This is a genomic window from Cryobacterium sp. RTC2.1, from assembly GCF_035018685.1.
In the GTDB taxonomy this organism is placed as follows: domain Bacteria; phylum Actinomycetota; class Actinomycetes; order Actinomycetales; family Microbacteriaceae; genus Cryobacterium; species Cryobacterium glucosi.
Genome location: NZ_JASJXJ010000076.1, coordinates 1 through 17622, shown reverse-complemented (window position 1 = coordinate 17622; position 17622 = coordinate 1). Strand labels below are relative to the sequence as shown.

Below are 17622 nucleotides of genomic sequence, written 5' to 3'. Positions count from 1 at the left end.
GAGCGCGCGCCCGCTCGCGGTGAGGTGGCTCGGGAGGCGGACGCCGACATCCGTGACGAGGGAGGGCCGCCGCGGCGCGCGCTCCTCGACGAGGTAGACCACGTCCCGGCCGTGCAGCACGACGAGGTGCGCGCTCTCGCCGAGCCGGTCGACGAGCTGCGCGACGAGGGGGCGGCCGAGGTGGGACAGCGGCTGCTGGCGGGAGAATCCGGTGCTGAGCTCGAAGGCCGCGACGCCGAGGCCGTAGCGGCGTTCCTCGGGGAGGTGCACGACGAAACCCTGCTCGACGAGCACGGCGAGCAGCTGGTACACCGTCGACCGCGGCAGGTCGAGGGCCGTCGCGATCGCGCTCGCCCGGGCCGGACCTCGCTGGGCGGCAAGGTGGGAGAGCAGCCGCAGGGTGTTCCGGGCGGCAGGGACCTTCGGTGTGACCACCATCCGGTTGCCCCTTTCCTGCCGGCCTCGTGCGCCAGATGTCCGGTATACCGGACAGATTCGAGTGTATCCGTGTCCCCTGGCGGCCGCGCAGGGTGTGCAATCGAAACATGAGCCACACCGAAGAATCCGTCACCGCGGGCATCCACCCGGCCGCAGCATCCACCGCCACACGCATCACAGCCACAGCCACAGCCACGGTCACCGTCGGAGCTGGCGCGGTCTCGTTCGCCGACGTCGTCGCCGTCGCCCGCCTCGACGCGCGCATCGTGCTCGATCCGGCCGCGCTCGCCGGCGTTGCGGAAACCCGTGCCATCATCGACGGGCTTGCGAGCGACGTGAATCCGCACTACGGCATCTCCACCGGCTTCGGCGCGCTCGCGTCGACGTTCATCACGAGCGACCGCCGCGCCCAGCTGCAGGCGAGCCTCGTGCGCTCCCACGCCGCCGGCAGCGGGCCGGAGGTCGAACGCGAGGTCGTGCGCTCGCTCATGCTGCTGCGGCTCTCGACCCTGATGACCGGACGCACCGGAGTGCGCCCCGCGACGGCCGAGGCCTATGCCGCCGTGCTCAACGCCGGCATCACCCCGGTCGTGCACGAATACGGGTCGCTCGGTTGCTCGGGCGACCTCGCCCCGCTCGCCCACTGCGCCCTCGCGGTGATGGGCGAGGGCCGGGTGCGCGACGCCAGCGGCACACTGATGGGCGGCGGGGAGGCCCTCGCCGCGGCCGGAATCACCCCGGTCGTGCTCGCCGAGAAGGAAGGCCTCGCCCTGATCAACGGCACCGACGGCATGCTCGGCATGCTCGTCCTCGCCCTGACCGACCTGAGCCGACTCCTCACGACCGCCGATATCGCCGCGGCGATGAGCGTCGAGGCGCTGCTCGGCACGGATGCGACCTTCGCCGCCGACCTGCAGGCGCTGCGGCCCCAGCTCGGCCAGGCTGCGAGCGCCGGCAACCTCCGCGCGATCCTCGCGGGCTCCCCCCTGCTCGCCTTCCACGCCGGCCCGGAGGACCCCACCGTCCAGGACGCCTACTCGCTGCGCTGCTCCCCGCAGGTGCACGGCGCCGCCCGCGACACCGCAGACCACGCCGCCCTGATCGCCGGGCGCGAACTCGCGAGCGCGGTCGACAACCCGGTGGTCACCCTCGACGGCCGGGTGATGTCCAACGGCAACTTCCACGGCGCCCCGGTCGGCTACGTGCTCGACTTCCTCGCGATCGCCGCCGCGGACGTCGCGAGCATGAGCGAGCGCCGCACCGACCGTCACCTCGACGCGCACCGTAACAAGGGCCTGCCGCCGTTCCTCGCGCACGAGGTCGGCGTCGACTCCGGCCTGATGATCGCGCAGTACACCGCCGCCGGGATCGTCTCGGAGCTCAAGCGCCTCGCCGTGCCGGCCTCTGTCGACTCGATCCCGTCCTCGGCGATGCAGGAGGACCACGTCTCGATGGGGTGGGCCGCAGCCCGCAAGCTCCGCCGCTCCCTCGACGGTCTCGAGCGGGTGCTCGCGATCGAGATCATGACTGCCGCCCGGTCGCTCGACCTGCGCGCGCCGCTCATGCCGGGGGCCGCGACCGGCGCCGTGCGCGACCTCGTCCGCACCGTTGCCGAGGGTCCGGGGCACGACCGCTTCCTCTCCCCCGAGATCGAAGCCGTCGTTCAGATCGTCGCGACGGGCGCGGTCGCGGATGCCGCGGCATCCGTCACGGGGCCGCTGGCCTGAGTGCTCGACGGGCGCCCGGTTCGTCCCGAACGGGGGTATCGCGACGCATGGACGAACCGGCCAGGTGAGGCCATGATGATCACCTGATCACGCAGGTAGTCCAGTTCCCGACAGGGCAGCGACCGACCCGGGGGAACAATGATTCGCATCCTGCTCGCCGACGACCACACCACGTTCACCGAGCTGCTCGCAGGCGCGCTCAACCGGGAACCGGATCTCTGCACGGTTGGGACAGCCCAGAGCGCACGAAGAGCCGTCGAGTTGAGCCGGGAGCTCCAGCCCGATCTCATCGTCCTCGATTACCACCTGACGGACGGCAGCGGACTCGCCGCCGTCGCACTCATCCTCGCCCAGCGGCCGTCGACCCGGATTGTGATGCTCACCGGCGATCCCAGCCCGGAGGTGATCGAGCAGGCGGCGGCGCTCGGCGTGTGCGCCTTCCTCCCCAAGGATGGGTCCCTCGCCGGGCTCGTCGACACGATCCGTCACGCGCGGATCGGCTCCTTCTCGCTACACCCCTCCCTCATGGTTCAGCTCAGCACCCAACGGCAGTCCCGGATCCTGGAACAGCCGTCAACGTCGCTCACACGTCGCGAGCTGGACGTACTCGCCCTGATGGCCGAGGGCACTGAGGTTCGGGTCAACGCCCAGATCCTCGGAATCTCCGAAAACACCTGCCGCGGCTATGTGAAGTCGATTCTCGCCAAGCTCGACGCGCACTCGCAGCTTCAGGCCGTGGTCAACGCGACGAAACTGGGCCTCCTGGAGGTGCGGGAGCATGCGTAGTCCAGCATGCGACGATGGCTAAGATCCGTCATCGCCGCGACGCACGCGACCGGGGATGGCTCCGCGACCGGGGTGGGGCCGCTGATTCATCGGAGGTGCGGAGCGCCGTCCTGCGTTTCCTCGCCATCGGTGTGATCACACTCGTTGCCGTACTGATTCCGGTGTACGCCTGGATCCACGGCCAGGCCGAGCAGCGTGCCCTCGCCGAAGCCATACTGCGCACTCATCAACTCGCCGATTTCACGGTGGGCCCGCTCCTGGACGATGCCGTCCGGGCCGGAGACGCATCGGCGATCAGTCGTGTGGATTCCGGGGTCAGGCCGTGGATGGCAGACGGCTCCCTGGTGCGGGTCAAGATCTGGAGCGGCGACGGGAAGATCCTGTATTCGGACAGCGCGGACCTGATCGGCGACACGTATCCCCTCCCGGCGTGGAGCCCCGACCTCCTCTCCGGGGGGCGGGAACACGCCTGGCTCGGCCAGCCGAACGGCCTGGACACCGTGAACGAGGCGGCGGCAGGCGAGCTGGTCGAGATCAACGTCCGCGCAACGGATGCCGCGGGATGGCCGGTCATCTTCGAGGCGTATTTTGACGATGAGGCCGTTCAGAACGCCCAATCCCGGCTGATGCTGGACGTGCTCCCGGTGCTCGTGGTCTCGCTCGTCCTGCTGCAGATGGCGCAGCTCCTTCCTGCGATCGGACTTGCCCGCCGGATCCAGGCCGGCCAGACATCCCGAAGGCGCCTGGTACAACACGCCATCGTCGCGTCCGACTTCGAAAGAAGAAGAATCGCCCGGGAGCTCCACGACGAGGTGATCCAGGACCTCGCCGGCCTGTCGTACGCCCTGGAAGCGGAGGAGCGGCATGGTGCGAGTGAGCGGCGCGCGCTCACCGGGCAGGCCCGTGGGATCCTCCTGCGGAATCTGCGTACCCTGCGCGCCATCACCACCGAACTGTATCCGCCGGACCTGGAGCGCCTCGGTCTCAACGAGGCGCTCCGGCGCCTTCTTGACCACGTGGCCGATACCGGCATTGTCGTGCACTCCGAGTTGTCGCCGGATGTCCCGTCAGACAAGGACCGGATCGCCGTGCTGTACCGCGTCGCCAGGGAGGCCCTCGCCAACGTCGTCAAGCATTCCCGCGCCTCCGTCGTCGACCTCGTCATCACCGGGGACGCTGTGACGACGAGCCTGTCGATCCGGGACAACGGTCGTGGCTTCGACCCGGCGGCGGCGGCCCCCGGTGGGCACCTGGGACTGCGGATCATGCGCGACACGGTGCAGATGACGGAAGGGTCCCTCTCCATCACGTCCGCCGTCGGAGAGGGAACCACCGTCCTGGTGCGGATTCGCCGGGCCTGACCAGAACCGGCCCCCGCACGGCCTCTCCGCTACGGGACATCGAAGGCGTCCAGGTCCTGGTTGGCGGTGGTGAGGCCGTGAGCGGTGCCATCGAAGTAGACCGACCAGGTGCCCGCGTTGTAGTAGATGACGTCCTCGTCCTGGACCGCCCCCAGAACCGGCACGGTCGTCGTGTCAGCGCTGAAGGACAGGTAGAAGTGGGTGGCATCCACGCGCACGAACCCGTCCACGTTCGCGGCGGCCGGCAGGCCGTACGGTGCGGCGCTCGCATCGATCACCCGGCTGTACGCGGTCCCGTTCCAGCTATAGACGTCGGCATCATCGGCGGTACCACCCACACCGGGCGGGTTCGAGTTACCCAGTGTGGAGAAGTACAGCGTGGAACCGACGACGCTGATCGCGTCCACGTCCAGGTTGTTGTTACCGCCCAGGCCATGCGCACTGCCCGTGAAGAACAGCGACCAGGAAGTGCCGTTGAAGAAGACGACGTCCTCGTCCTGCACAACGCCGATCCCCGGCACGTTCACCGGGTCCGCGAACGACACATAGAACTGGGTAGGACTGACCCGGTCGAAACCATCAACGTTGGCAGCGCCCGGCAGGTTGTACGGCGCGATACTCGCGTCGATCACCCTGCTGAACGCGGTACCGCTCCAGGAATAGATGTCCGCGTCATCGGCCGTGCCGGCCACCCCGGCCGGGTTCGTGTTGCCCAGCGTGGAGAACGACAGTGCCGCCTGCACCTGGAGCACCGCCGACGCGGTCACACTCCAGTTCCCGGCAGCATCCCGCACCCGCACCGTCAGGGTGCGGGCACCCTCGCTGAACCCTCGCGCATCGATGGTCGAAGACACGGTCCACGGGCCCGTCCCGGTGACCGTCATCGCTGTCGCGTTGCCGACACCAGGATCGGCACCGGTGAACCACTCGGCACGCGTGACACCCGTGCCGGCATCCGTCGCCTGCGCCGTCAGGGTCACCGAAGCGGCACCCCCGGTCGGGTTCGGTGTCACCGTGACCGCACTCACCGCAGGCTTGACCTTATCGATCACCAGGGTCGTCGTCGCCACCGCACCCCAGTTACCCGCCGCATCCTTCGCATGCACCGAAATGGTGTGGTTGCCGTCTGCGAGCAGGGCGATGGTTGCCAGTGGGATCTCGAAGTAGCCGGCCTCGGAGGGGCTGTTGTACACGGCGTCCGTTGCCCTGACCACGATGCCTGAGCCATTGGCGGTGACCGTGTCGAGGAATGCCTCGGCTGAACTGATGGTGCTGTTCACGGTGGCCGCGATCGGATCGGCCATGGTCGCCACGGTCACCCGGATGGCCGAAGGGCTGCCGTTGAACGCGAGCGTGCCGTTGTTGGGTGTCGGCGCTACCGAGACGCCCGAGGTGGTGGGCGCGGTCTTGTCGACCACCAGACTGATGGTGACCGGCGCGCCCCAGTTGCCCGCTGCGTCCTGGCTGTGGACCGAGACGACATGGGTGCCTTCGGCGAGCGCGTTCACGGTCGCCGCAGGGATGGTGGCGTCCAGGCTGGCGGTCGGTGCGGCAGTGTTGACCGCCAGCGCCGGTCCCGAACCATTGGGTCCGACGGCATCGATGAAGTACTCGGCCGCAGTGATGTTCGAGCCGCCTGTCGCGGTGTCGTCCCCGGTGGCGTGGACGGCGATGACGGCAGCCCCTGCCCCGTTCGTGAGACTGGGTGCCAGTGACGGGGACTTCGTGGTCGGTCCGGTGGCGTCGCCGCCGGTGACCAGCACAGAGCTGAAGAACCCCCGGTTGCCGACGGAGTCCTGGCCTCTCACGTAGACGATGTGCTGGCCGGAGGGAATGGACACCGAGGCGGTGACGTTCACGCTGCCGGCCCCACTGCCCGTCATCGGGAGGCCCGTGCCGGTCACGGTGTCGATGAAGTATTCGGCCCCCGCGATGCTCGACCCACCGGTGGTGGTGTCATTGACGGTGGCGCTCAGGGTGCCTGCCGCGAAAGCGACAGAGCTGGTGGCCGGTCCGCTGGTGTCCGGCCCCGCCACACCGCTCGCGGGGACCGTCACAAAGGTGAGCATCCCGCCGGCGCCGGCCGCGTTGCTGTTGTGCAGCAGCAGGCTGCCGTCGTAGATCGGCAACCGGTTCAGCGAGGCAGTCGCGGCAGGGGTCGTGACGACGGCGTCCGCCGTCTGGCCGGGACCGAAGGTCTCCGCAATGTAGTGACGCGAGTACTTCAGGGGACTGCCGTCCAGGGCGATGACCTTCTGGTCTGTGCCCAGTGAGGCCAGTGAGTGGTACAGGCTGCCCGCATTGACGTACCGGAGCAGGACTTTGTTGCCCGCGGCTGTCGCCGGGATCGGGTCGGTGTTCGGGTAGGCCTTCCCGTTGATCAGGGAGTACCGGGGAGCGTACTTGCGCATGTCGAAGGCCGCCGGGTTGGCGGCGTTGTTGAGTGCCGGGTCGATCTCACTGATGACCAGGACTGCCTCGTCGTCGAACGCGGTGGTCGCGTCGTATGCCTGACCCGATATCGCGGGACGGACGATCAGCGCGCCATAGAGACCCATCGCCACCTGGTGCTGGCCGTTCGGAACCAGTCCGGCCTCATAGAGGTACGTGCCAGGACGGCTGGCCGTGAAGGTGTACGAGGTGGATGCCCCTGGTGCGGCACCAACGCGGTCCGGCACCATTTGCTGCCCTTGGAAGAGCAGGGCCGTGCTTTCCGTCAGCTGGTTGTGCAGCGTGACGGTGACCGTGTCGCCGGCGTTGACGCACAGTGTCGGCCCGCCGGGCCGGCTCACGCTGGAACCGGCGGTGGCGCTGTAGCCCCAGACAGCGACGCTCTGGGTCCCCAGGGTCGTGGATCCCGAGGCCGCGTACAGGTCACCCGGCGCGGTGCAGGGCGCGGCTGCGGCCTGTGCCGCCGTTGCCGGCGCGAGGAGCGCCACCAGTACGGCCAGCCCTCCTCCCGCCACCAGCCCGGTCACGAGAGCGGAGACGGTTTTCTTCATGCTCTTCCGGTGAGACATGGTTCTTCACCCTTCCTGGTCAACCGCAGCTGTTGGGCGTCGGCGGATCGATGCGCATGTAAGTGATCGGTCCGGTCATGTTCGTGCCCCACGACGTGATCTGGAACAGGGCGTGGTTGTGGGAGATGATGTAGTACTCGCCGCACTGGTTCACGCTCTGGATGCCGGGCGGCAGGGCCTCCTTGGTCCCGAGGTAGGGACTTCCGCTGTAGAAGACGCCGATCGATTGGTCGGCCAGCGACGGAACCGTCACGGGGACCGGGTTGGACGGGGAGTAATTCTCGGCGTCGTACCACTTGAAGATCACGTCCCAGGTCTGCCCAGGGCCGATGTTGATGGCGAACTTCTCGAAGGCGAGGTCCTCCCCCGTCGGGCCCTCCAGCGGGCGGCCATCCCTGGCCACGACGAGGCCGTTGTTGCCGTGCGGGTGGAACGGATAGTCTTCGGTGCCCACGTTCAGGTAGCGGGCCATCCCGGGCTGGTCGACCGGGACTGCCGTGCGGTCGAATTCACCCACCTGCGCGAGCGCACCGTACGGCTGCGCCGGAAGCCAGCTGGCCCCGTTGTCGGCGATGCTGTCCGGGTAACCGCGCCCATTGATCAGCCAATACCGCGGGTGGTAGTTGTTCATGTTGAAGCTCTTGCCGTTCTCCACCGCCTGGTGCTGGTAGGGGTCGATCTCGCTCAGGAGCACCATGAATTCCTCGGCGGGATTGAAGCGGCTGTCCGCCCGGTTGTTGGCGTACTCGCTCGCGACCGAGCCGGCCGCTCCACCCGATGGAACGGCCGACGGGCGCACGATCAGGGCCCCGAACAGGCCCATCCGGACCTGTTTCTCGGGGTTGGTCCCCGACTCGTACACGAAGGTGCCCGGGTTGGCGGCCACGAAGCTGTATGTGACGGTCCCGCCTCCGGCCGCGGCTGTGGTGGTCAGCGAGGTGATCGCGCTTGAGCCTGTGGACTCCGGTTGCGCCGGGGTCCCGTTGGCCAGGACATTCGTCTGGCCCGGAAAGGCGATCGAGGCGGCCTCAGGCAGGGTGTTGCGCAAGATCACGGTGACCGTGTCGCCGGCGTTGACGCACAGCACAGGACCCGGGTGTTGGAACGCGCCGAACCCACTGGAGTACCCCCACATGAAGGCGGTGTTTCCGTCGGGCAGGCTGATGTATCCGGTCCTGGTCGTCAGGTTGAAGATCGGGGTGGTGGCACCTCCCCCGACCCCGGTGGTGCAGGCGATACCGACCCGTGGTGGGGTCACGGCGATCGCCGGCTGGGTGAACGTGGCCATCGTGGCCCCGACCAGGGTCAGGGCGAGCAGCAGCGCCGCCCGGCGCACACCGCGGGCGCGAATCTTCGCAGGCAACACGGCATTCCCTTTCATCATGGCTCTCAGACTCCCAAGTCGTTCGGATAGGCCTGCGCGCGGAGGCCGCCGGGAGCGTACACGCGGATCTCGGTGGCCTGGCCACCCATTCCGCCCGGGGCCAGGTTGTTCGTCGCGGGGTAGTTGCGGTTGTAGAGCATGTACGTGTCGAAACCCGGCCCCGTGTGCCCCGGTGCGATGAAGACCACATCGAAGCTCTCACCGGGGCCGATGTTGATCGTCTCGGTCTCATAGGACGTGTCGGTGCCGTCGCGTCCACGCATCGGGGTGGCATCGCGGCCGACCACGCGCATCCGGATCCCGGCCAGGGTCATCGCTTGCTCCCGGAATCCGAGGTTCGCGAACCGGAGCGCGACCGTCTCTCCGGCATTGCAGTTCACCAGCGAAGACTGCGGCTGGTATTGCAGCTCGGGATGCCCAACGGGGGCGACCAGGTCGCCGGAAACGGGGTCGGTCTGCACTGCAAGAGCGTGAATGGATGCCGCCGCATCGATCGGGGCATTGGGGGCGATGGTGTCCGGGTAGACCCGCCCGTTGAGGAGGCCGAAGTCGGCCCGGTAATCGCTCCACTGCGGCAGCTGGATATGAGCATCCGCCCAGTGCGCCTCGGCCCACACCTCCGACAGGAACATCGCAAACTCGCGGTCGAAGCCGGTCGAGCCGTCACCGTCGTTGTAGATGAACTGGGTGTGGCCACCGATGTTCTGGCCGTCCTGCAGGGGACGGACGAACACCAGACCGGTCATGCCCATCTGGACGTGCTCGACATCCTCGACGTGGCAGTGGAACATGTAGGTCCCCGGCTCGCGGGGCCGGTACACGTAGGAGAAGACACGTCCGGTCCTCACGGCCACCGACCCGGACGGTTCACCGTCGAAGAACGGGATCACGTTGCGGAACCCATGCCAGTGCAGGGTGTGGGCGTCGAACAGGTCCGGCCGCAACGCCAGGCCCAGGTTGGTCAGCTGCACGGTGAAATCGACCGGGTGGGCCGGGTCGAATTGCTTCGTCCAGAACATCGGAGCGGAGTGCTGGGCCTTGTTCTTCTGGTTCGTCCTCGCCGTGTCGCTCAGGCCGGTGACGTTGCGGAACCCGAAGATGTAGGTCGTGAACGGGTCCGGCGCGAGGACGTCGGGGTGGAACGGTGGGATGGCCGGGGTCTTCGGGAGGAAAATCCACCCGTCTGTGCCGGCCAGGTAGAGGTCCGGATCCCCGATGGCCGCAATGGCGGCCTCGGGAAGCAGGACATTGCCCGCCCAGACGCCGGTCCCGACGATGGCCACCGCGCCGCCGGCGAACTTGAGGAGGTCGCGTCGGCTGAAAGGCTGTTTGAAGATCATTCCCGTGTCTCCCTTGGGATCGGAGGTGCCGTTGCGGTGTGCGTTGTCGATCGGGTCAGGGGACATCGAAGGCATCCACATTGAAGTCGCCGTTGCCGCCGAGGCCCTGCGCCGTGCCGTCGAAGTAGACCGACCAGACGCCGTTGTTGTAATACACGACGTCTTCGTCCTGAACCGCCCCCAGCGTCGGGACGGTCGTGTTGCCGGCGCTGAACGACATGTAGAAGTGGGTGGCGTCCACCCGCACGAAGCCATCGATGTCGGCGTTGGTCGGCAGGTTGTATGGCGCCGTGCTCCTGTCGATCACCCTGCTGTATGCGGTGCCGTTCCAGCTGTAGATGTCGCCGTTGTCTGCGGAACCTCCCACACCTGGCGGGTTCGAGTTGCCCACAGTGGAGAAGTACAGGATTCCGCCGACGACGCTGATCGCGTCGAGGTCCAGGTTGTCGTTGCCGCCCAGACCGTGGACGCTGCCGTCGAAGTAGAGCGACCAGGTGCCCGCGTTGAAGTAGACGACGTCCTCGTCCTGCACGTTCCCGATGCCGGGCACGGCGACCTGCCCGGTGAAGGAGAGATAGAAGTGGGTGTCGTCGACCCGGTCGTAGCCGTCGACATTGGCACCGGTCGGCAAGCCGTATGGTGCGGTCGTCACGTCATGGACCCGACCGAACGTGCTGCCGGTCCAGCGGTAGATGTCCGCGTCGTCCGCGGTGCCACCGACGCCGGGCGGGTTGCTGTTCCCTTGCGTCGAGAAGAACAGCGACTGGCCGGCCGGCGGTGCTGCCGGCGGCAGCGCGCCGCCGGCGAACGAGATCGCGTCCAGATCGAGGTTGGCCGACGTGTCCAGACCGTGTGCGCCACCGTTGAAGTAGATCGACCAGGCGCCGTCGAAATAGACCACGTCCTCGTCGTCCACCGCGCCGACACCCGGAACCGTGGTGGTCGTGTTACTGAACGACAGGTAGAAGTGGGTGGCGTCCCGCCAGATGAGGCCGTCGACGTTGGGGTTGGTCGCGCCGGTGGCCGACCCGCTGTTCGGCAGGTTGGTCGGCGCCGCCGTGGCATCCAGGACACGCACGTAGGAGCTGCCACCGTTCCAGCGGTAGACGTCGGCATTGTCGCCGGTGCCGCCCGCGCCCGGAGGAACGGCCGCGTTGTTCGTCGTGAGGTACAGCGTGTTCCCGATGACACTGATCGCGCCCATGTCGATGCCGCCCACGAGCCCGTGCGCGCTGCCGTCGAACCACAACGACCATGAGGTGCCGTCGAAGTACACGACGTCTTCGTCGGACACGCTGCCGATCCCGGGCAGGGTGACGTTCCCGGAGAACGAGGCATAGAAGTGGGTGGCATCCACTCGGGAGAAACCATCCGTGTCAGCACTGCTCGGGACGTTGTACGGCGCTGCAGACAGATCGATCGACCGGCTGAACGCGGTGCCGTTCCAGACGTGGATGTCGGCGTCGTCAGCGGTGCCGGACACGCCGGGCGGGTTGGTGTTTCCTGCTGTCGAGAAGTACAGGTCCGAGGCAGGCGGAGGCGTTGTCGTCGCGCCGAACTCGTCCGCGCCGCTGTCGAAGCCGCCCAGTGCCGGCCGGGCCTGGTTGTCGAAGTCCGTGGCCGGCGCGTTCACGCCTGCTGTGCTTGCCGCGCCGAGGTTGCAGGCGGGTGAGCCGGGGCAGGCGCCCAGGTGGTAGTTACCGAGCAGGTTCGGCGGCGCTTGCAGGGTGACGAGCGTGGCGTCCACGAACGCAGGGTTCTGACGCCACGTGGCGAAGGAAACGGAGACGTCATAGGTCGAGACCACTGCGGGATCGGCAGAGCTGTTAGTCGGACTGGTCGTGTACGCATGGGAAGCGGCGCTCTGCTGGACGACCGAGTTGGTCGGCGCGAGCACCCCGGTGCCGTCGGCCACACCGAGATCCCAGTTGTTGATGTCGGCTGCGCCGGCCAGGCCGATGCCGGTGACCGTTGTGCCTGCCCGGGTGCCGGCCCGGTTGTCCCAGAAGATGTTGTTGAACGACACCGGGTTGCTGAAGGTCGGCGAGCCGGCCGGGAGTGTGGCCTGCAGCTGGTCGCTGTTGGCCGAGGTCGCCAGGCCGGCAGGGGCCGGTTGGCCGTCCGAGGTCACCGCTGTGGCCGTCGTCAGGTTCTTCATGATCGTGTTGTTGTAGACCCGCACGTTCGGGGCGTCGTTGATGCCGACGCCGCCGCCCTCGTGGGTGGACACGTTGTTGACGATCATGTTGTTGTAGACATTCATCGGGAAGTTGCCGGCCATCAGGAAACGGATGCCGCCACCGTCGTCATTGGCCATGTTGGCCTGGATCTGGTTGGCGTAGATGTCCACCGGACCGGAACCGGGCGAGAGCGCACCGACTGTCGCCGGCAGTTGCCCGGCGATCATGATCGCTCCACCCTCGTCGTTGGACGAGTTGAAGTAGATGCGGTTGTGGTGGATCTTGCCGCCGGGGCTCAGGCCGTATGCGCTCAGCCCGCCGCCGTACTCCAGCGAGAAGTTGCCGCAGATGTCGTTGCCGGAGACCTCATAGCCGTCGGACCCTGCGAAGAGGCCGATGCCGCCCGCCAGGTTGGTGCCCGCGTTGGCAATGACCCGGTTGTTGGCGATCCGCACGTTCTCGTTGTGGTTGCTCGTGTTCGGCGCGGCCAGGTCTGGCGTTCCGATCCGGATGGTCCCGTAACCGCCGCCATTGTTCTGCACGACGTTGTTGGTGATCTGGAGGGAGCGCACGTACGCGTTGGCGAAGATGGCTCCGCCCTGCGTCGTGATGTTCGGCGGCAGGCCGGTCGGCCCGCCGGTGAGGGCGTCGATGTTGCCGGGGAAGCCCACCTGGTCGCCGCCGCGGATGTCGAAGCCATCGATTGCTGCCGTGAATCCGCTGGTGAACTGGCGTGCTGCACCCGGTGCCGTTGTGGCGTTCGCCGACGCCAGCACGTAGATCGCTTCGCCGTCGTTCACCGCCTGGTTGCCGTCCCAGGTCAGGCCGCCGACCTTGGTGAACCAGGCCGTTGCGAGGGCGGTGTCTCCGCCGAACGCGCCGGCGTCGATGATCGATCCCGGCACGAAGGTGGTGCCCTGGAAGCCGCCGGACCCGACACCCTGCAGCTTGACCGGAGAGGCGACGACCAGGTTCTCATAGTATGCGCCGCGGGGGTTGGCCGCGGTGGGCGTTGCCGGGTACACGATGACCAGGTCATCGCCGTTGTTGGCGAACGCGGCGTCCAGTGCGGCCTGGATCGTTGCGTGGGTGCGGCCGGGGCCGACCTCTCGAACGGCAGGGTTGTAGCCGGTTCCGAGCACATGGAAGCTGAGCCCGTTGATGGTGCTTTGCCCGTTGCCCGATGTGATCGTGAGCTGCTGCGCCCCGACCGGGGCTGCGACAGGCACGCTGGCTGTGATCGACGTGTCGCTCCACGCGGTGATGTCGAGCGTTGTCGTGCCCAGATTGACGTGGCCCGTGCCCTGGGCCGCGCCGAAGCCGGTCCCGGCGATGGTGAAGGAGCGGCTGCCCGTTGCGGCCACGTACGGTTGCGACACGCTCAGCAGCTGTGGTGTGGCGGCGTCGAGGGCGCAGGTCACCGCCGTGTTGACCCCGGTGGTCGGTGACCCGACATACACGCCGACCTGGGTCGGGGCGAGGTCGGTCGGAATGGTCACGCCGGGGAATGCCTCGAACTCGGTCGCGATCGAGCGATATCGGGGGTTGTAGTTTGCGTTCAGATGCCCGGGGACACCGGGGTCGTTGCCCACGAAGCGGTACATGTTGGCGCAGACACCCGAGGGGGTCGGGCAGCTGATGTGGTTCGTCGAGGGCAGCAGCACGTCGTACGCGCCGTTGAAATCGGACTCGACGGTCGTGACCAGCCGGTTGGCGAAGTCATAGATCCCGACCGGTGCGAAGGACACACCCGTCTTCTCCCCGAAGAGCGTGGACCGCGGGTCGGTGGAGAAGTTGATGTCGTCCACGATCAGGCCGCGCAGACGGGCCGGGACGGGGACATCCGTGAAGATGTTGAACATGGGCACGACGGACTTGCCGTTGTTCACCCGCACCAGTTTGGTGTCGCAGGTCGGCTTGGCTGCGCCTTCATAGGGCGACCCACCCATGCCCAGGAACGGGGGGTTCGAGACTGCTGTCGAGGCCGGCACGGTGACCCCGACGGGGACCCCGTTGGTGCCGTCGCCGACCACTGCGGGGTAGTTGTCCGTCTTGCTGCCCGCGAGGTCGACGGTGTGGAGCGTTCCTGCGCATGCCGGCGGCGGCACCTGCGGAACAATCTGATCGCCGTTGGCGATGTTGATGTCTGTCTCGCTGGTCACCTTGTACAGGGGGTCGCCGGTGGCATCCTGCGGGATAGCGATCTTGACCAGGTAATCGCCGCTTCCGAGCGGCTGGAAGGTTCCGCCGTCGCACACGGGGTTGGCCGGATCTGTGGCGATCAACGTGCCTGTGCAGGCGTCGGCGAAGCCATAGTTGCCGTCAACGGCCGCACCGAAGTTGGCCGCCGATGTGCCCTGGTCAGTCGGGTACGGCCCGAACTGAACGCCCTGGATGAAGCTTGAGATGCACTCTCCCGATGTCTCCTGATTCGGCGCGAGCACGTTCTCGTCGAAGGCCACGGAGTTGTCTGCGGCGTGGACGAGAGGCTTGCCGTCGACATCCCGGGCTACGCATCCGGTCGGGCGGCTCCAGTGTTCGGAGAGGTAGGTGTTCAGCAGCTTCCCCTTGGCCAACGACCCGTCCGGCGCGAGCTCGAACGCGTCGTTCGTGCCACCACACGGTGCGGTCGTCGTGCCGCAGTCGACCGTGGACCAGAGCTCAACGGGCACGTCGGAAACGCCAGGCTGCCAGTCCTCTGATGCGGCATATTGCGGGTCGAGCTCATTGCGGGTCGTGTCGTAGCTGACCGAGCCGACGATGCCGCCATTGCGGGGGTCGATGCCGTTGGCGCCTGTCGAATCGTAGGAGTGAACGCCCCAGTCCATCGTGCCGCTGAGGCCGATGATACTGAGCACGCTGACGTCGACGCCGGCGCCTTTCACCGTGGTCGGGGTCGGCTGGTTGTCTGACTGGTAGGTGACACCGGTCGTGTAGAAGGAGTTGTTGAAGTTTTCCATGACGGTCCACTCGCTGAGGGGGTATGCGCTCTCGAAGTGGTAATACCCGGTGCTGTCGGTGGTGACGAGGTTCGTCCCTCTGTCCATCAGCGAGTTGTCCTGCTTGCGCATGGTTAGCGTGAAGTTGGGCATGCCGGTCTCGCCCGGGTCTTTCACGCCGTTGCGATTGGTGTCGTTGAAGACGTACCCGTCGTATTCGGTCCACCAGCCGCTGTCCGGCAGATTACCCATCTTCACCGTCTCGCCGTTCTTCACGGTCACATTGACCGAGTCGAGGAAGTGGTTCTGCGGCTCGTCCCACCAGCTCAGGCTGTAGTTGCCGTCGGGCACGCCCGAGATGTCGAAGGTGCCGTCCGTGCCGCCGTGACCCACCCAGACTGCCTGGTCGCCGGCCTGCAGGTCGCTGAGCGAGAGCCACGGGTTGACGATCGGCTTGCCCATCTTGCTCCCGGTCAGACCGAGCCAGTGGTTGAAGTCGCCGCCCTTGGGCGGGCTGTACTGCTTGACGTTGACGACCGCGCCTGTGATGTGGCCCGAGCCGGCGGTCAGGGTGTTCGTGGGCTTCACGAATCCGAAGATCGGCCCGGGTACGGGTTCGCCGGCCAGCAGGGCCTCGGTGTCGTATCCGGTGCTGCCCTCCATCACCCAGGCGTCGAAGTCGTGGTTTCCTTCAAGGGTCGTGGTCTGGATCCAGGTCTGGTTGGGCGGGGCCGAGGCGGTGAGCGCGTAGCGGTTGCTTCCCAGGTGGGGCATGGTCAGGATGCCGTCGGCATCGCTGACGCAGTGGCCGCCTGACCCCGCGATCGGCACGGGGAGCATGCCCGCGTCGAGGCTGGCCAAGGGGATCACGTGGCTGATCGGGTCCTCACCCTGGTACACGGTGCACAGGGGGTTGCCATAGACGTCGGTCTGCACCTCGCCGAGGGTGTCGGCGATGTGGCCGGTGAAGCCGGCCAGGCCCGGCTCGCCCTGGTCGAGGGTCCCGTTGGTCGTCGCGCTGTCCTGGAAGATCTGCGCCCGGAGCGTCGAGTCGGGAAGGGGCGTCGGCTGCAGTTCGACGGTGACGAGACCCGGGTCGGCGAGCGGAACGGTGAAGTGCGCGCCGTCGATCTTGTAGCCGTCGGAGAGCACAGAGATCAGGTAACGCCCGTTCGGCAGGGCCAGGCCGCTGGCGAAGTCGGCTTGGTCGCCCTGGCGCACGATCGGGCTCGTGGTGTGCGGAGTCTCCCTGATCGACGTCCACTCGCAGGAGCCCGGATACCCGGCGTCGAGGGTGTTGCAGCCGGAACCGAGCGCCGGCGTCCGCTGGACGGTCGAACCGGTGTTGTCCTCGTTGATCATGTAGGTGAAGTTCGGGATGGCGGCACCCTTGGCGACTCCCGCACCCGAGAAGGCGCGAGGCTCCGTGCGTGCGCTGATCACGTTCAGCGTCAGGCTGCTCGTCGTCGCGGCCTCGGCGGGCAGCGCGGGCGGAGCCGAGAGCATCGCTATCGGCATGACCACGGCAGTGGCGGCGATCACAATCCGCTGCCACAGAGGCCGCCTCGACGGCGTGAACCCGGACAAGTCTCTCGTCGATTCCATGGTGACCTCCAACGTCTGGAAGGCTCCATGCTGGTCGGACGCGACCTGGCGACCAAGCCGCACCTGAGGGATGCTCGTCTCCCCAAAATTGGGGGGCGAGCACCCCTGCCCCCTGAATTGGGTGGTCGGGCACCCCCAGCGTGAGGCTTGTCGGCCCAGGGTGCGGTGGTCACGATGGGAGCCCATCCTCCCCGGAGTCCGGCGTGGCAAACCCCCGTGCCGCGCTTGTTGCCCGGGCCGGTCCGTGTCACGATGGCCGGGCATCGACCCGGTCGATCTGCCCGTCCATCACCCGAAGCTGGATTGCGGAGGCTCATGAGTGCACCACGAGGTGTCCGTCGGATCAGCCGCCGTGCGGAAACTCACCCGGCCTCCCGACTGGCGCCTCCGCTCGCAACGATCGCGATCGTCGTGCTCGTGATCACGGGGATGCCGACGCCGGCACGGGCGGACGCCGCGCAGCCCGTGGACCAGCCGGTTCCGGTTGCAACGACCGCAGTCACGCCGGATCCGATACCCACGCCCTCGCCCGATCCAACGCCTGCGACGACGACGACGGCGACGGCAACACCGACGGCGATACCGGAGCCCACGCCCACTCTGGCACCGTCGCCAGAGCCCGCGCCGACGGCGACGCCGGAACCAACGCCCGCTCCTCTTCCGACGTCGACACCGACGCCGACGCCCGAACCAACGCCCGCTCCTCTTCCGACGTCGACACCGACACCGACGGAGACCCCGGAACCAACGCCCACTCCGATTCCGGCGGCGACGCGACTGCGCACGTCGTCGAGATTCGCGGTCAGCCTGGACAGGGTATCCAGTGTGCCGAGCTGAAACAG

The 17622-nt window shown here is 67.5% G+C and carries 9 protein-coding genes; 3 read left to right on the top strand and 6 right to left on the bottom strand.

Going from position 1 to position 17622, the window contains the following annotated elements:
- The coding region (locus QN357_RS10900) for an IclR family transcriptional regulator (RefSeq protein ID WP_323504878.1) at window positions 1-438 on the bottom strand (438 nt) is incomplete at its 3' end.
- 173 nt (window positions 439-611) lie between these two features.
- On the opposite strand from QN357_RS10900, the gene hutH reads away from it, so the two are divergent.
- From hutH to QN357_RS10885, 3 genes are all read left to right on the top strand, one after another.
- Window positions 612-2165: a histidine ammonia-lyase gene (hutH, locus tag QN357_RS10895; RefSeq protein ID WP_241984975.1), complete on the top strand. Its 1554-nt coding sequence runs from the start codon at window positions 612-614 to the stop codon at window positions 2163-2165.
- Window positions 2166-2303: 138 nt separating this feature from the next.
- Window positions 2304-2951, top strand: a complete 648-nt coding sequence (locus QN357_RS10890; protein ID WP_134560427.1) for a response regulator — start codon at window positions 2304-2306, stop codon at window positions 2949-2951.
- A 14-nt stretch (window positions 2952-2965) separates the two neighbouring features.
- Window positions 2966-4312, top strand: a complete 1347-nt coding sequence (locus QN357_RS10885) for a sensor histidine kinase (RefSeq protein WP_322189184.1) — start codon at window positions 2966-2968, stop codon at window positions 4310-4312.
- Between the two features lie 29 nt (window positions 4313-4341).
- Here QN357_RS10885 and QN357_RS10880 read toward each other — a convergent pair whose 3' ends face one another.
- From QN357_RS10880 to QN357_RS10860, 5 genes are all read right to left on the bottom strand, one after another.
- A complete protein-coding gene (locus QN357_RS10880) occupies window positions 4342-7314 on the bottom strand; it encodes a multicopper oxidase domain-containing protein (RefSeq protein ID WP_322189182.1) in 2973 nt (990 codons plus the stop codon).
- Window positions 7315-7351: 37 nt separating this feature from the next.
- The gene (locus tag QN357_RS10875; RefSeq protein WP_134560314.1) at window positions 7352-8716 is read right to left on the bottom strand and encodes a multicopper oxidase domain-containing protein; all 1365 of its coding nucleotides are present in this window, start codon (window positions 8714-8716) and stop codon (window positions 7352-7354) included.
- Between the two features lie 5 nt (window positions 8717-8721).
- The gene (locus QN357_RS10870) at window positions 8722-10122 is read right to left on the bottom strand and encodes a multicopper oxidase domain-containing protein (protein WP_322189180.1); all 1401 of its coding nucleotides are present in this window, start codon (window positions 10120-10122) and stop codon (window positions 8722-8724) included.
- Window positions 10112-16717, bottom strand: a complete 6606-nt coding sequence (locus QN357_RS10865) for an SdrD B-like domain-containing protein (RefSeq protein ID WP_323504877.1) — start codon at window positions 16715-16717, stop codon at window positions 10112-10114. Before QN357_RS10865 ends, QN357_RS10870 begins: the two co-directional genes overlap by 11 nt.
- A gap of 425 nt (window positions 16718-17142) precedes the next feature.
- Window positions 17143-17622 (bottom strand): hypothetical protein (locus tag QN357_RS10860; protein WP_323504876.1); only part of this gene is annotated, 480 nt, incomplete at its 5' end.